The sequence below is a fragment of the Aeromicrobium sp. UBA7512 genome, assembly GCF_002476985.1.
Classification (GTDB): domain Bacteria; phylum Actinomycetota; class Actinomycetes; order Propionibacteriales; family Nocardioidaceae; genus Aeromicrobium; species Aeromicrobium phoceense.
In genome coordinates this window covers 94,947-96,103 of record NZ_DLNK01000004.1, presented here as the reverse complement: position 1 = coordinate 96,103, position 1,157 = coordinate 94,947, and the positions used below count along the sequence as shown (strand labels likewise).

1 protein-coding gene is annotated in these 1,157 nt (G+C 71.4%); it reads right to left on the bottom strand.

Annotated elements, in window-relative coordinates:
- Positions 1–73: 73 nt before the first annotated feature.
- Positions 74–1,042, bottom strand: coding sequence for a hypothetical protein (locus B2363_RS06125; RefSeq protein ID WP_286929139.1), 969 nt, complete (start codon positions 1,040–1,042; stop codon positions 74–76).
- Positions 1,043–1,157 lie beyond the last annotated feature (115 nt).

The window sequence follows — 1,157 nt, the reverse complement described above, 5'->3', positions numbered from 1 at the left end:
AATTCGCCCGCCACTCGTCGAGTGGCGGGCGATTCTGCGCCACTCGTGCCCCCGGTTTGCGCCACTCGAGACGTCAGGCGCGAGCACGCGGCGAGGTCGACCGCATGAAGCGCGTCATCCGCTTCTCCAACGCTGTGTGGCCCTCGCGCGTGAGACTCGACCGCTGGATCTCGGCGCGGGCGTCGGCGGCGCTGAAGGCCTGCGGTCGCCCTAGCGCCTCGGCAGCCATCCGCACGATCTCCTCGGGCTGGCGGCAGATCTCCACGAAGGTGTAGCCGGCTCGACGGATCCCGAGTCGGTGCAGCAGCCTTTCACGCCGGAGATCCCTTCGATGAGTGGAGGCGTCGCGGTGGTCGGCCCCGTCGAACTCCGGCGCGTACGACGTGCCCCGCACCCGCAGGTCCAGTGTCAGGAGCAGCGTGCCGTCGTGCTCGCGGTACTCGACCTGCGAGTCGACCGCGATACCGCTCAGCGTGTGCACGAGGCGCAGCGCGGACTCACCTGCCGACTCGCTCCGACCATCGCAGTACGTCAGCGCCCGGCGGAGCACGCGGACGCCGCGCCGACCGGGCACGAGCGCCTCGCGCAGGTGCGGCACGGTCGTGTGCCCGGCGGCGAGTGCGGAGTCGATCACCGTGACCAGGTCGACCAGGCTCAGCGTCTCGGCGAGCTCGATGACCGTCCACTCGGGCGACGCGATGGCAACGCCACCGGCGGCGGTCCGATGGCGAGCCGGGATGGCACACCGCCGGACGTAGACGCCGCGACGGTCCAGGTGGGGCGCTTCGCCGTTCGTGCAGACGATCACCGGGATGCGTACACCCCGGGGCACCGTCCAGCCGCGCAACACAGCGGCAGTCAGATGGGTCGCGACGGCGTCAGTCGGCATCACGCGAAGCGCCGCGATCGTGCGGGTGCGGAGGTCGTCGGACTCGCTGGAGGCGACGGCGACGCCGTTGACGGGGTGGGCGAACGACCGGCGGCGGAGCTGTTTGGGAGTCAGCCCGTACGCGGCGGCGTCGCGGTGCAGGATCGGTTCCATCGCGCCAGCGTCGGGCGCGAGAGCTCCGGCGTCGAACGCTCCTCCACAGTTCGCCCTCGAGTGGCGCAAACCGGGTTCGCGAGTGGCGCAGAATCGCCCGCCACTCGGCGAGTGG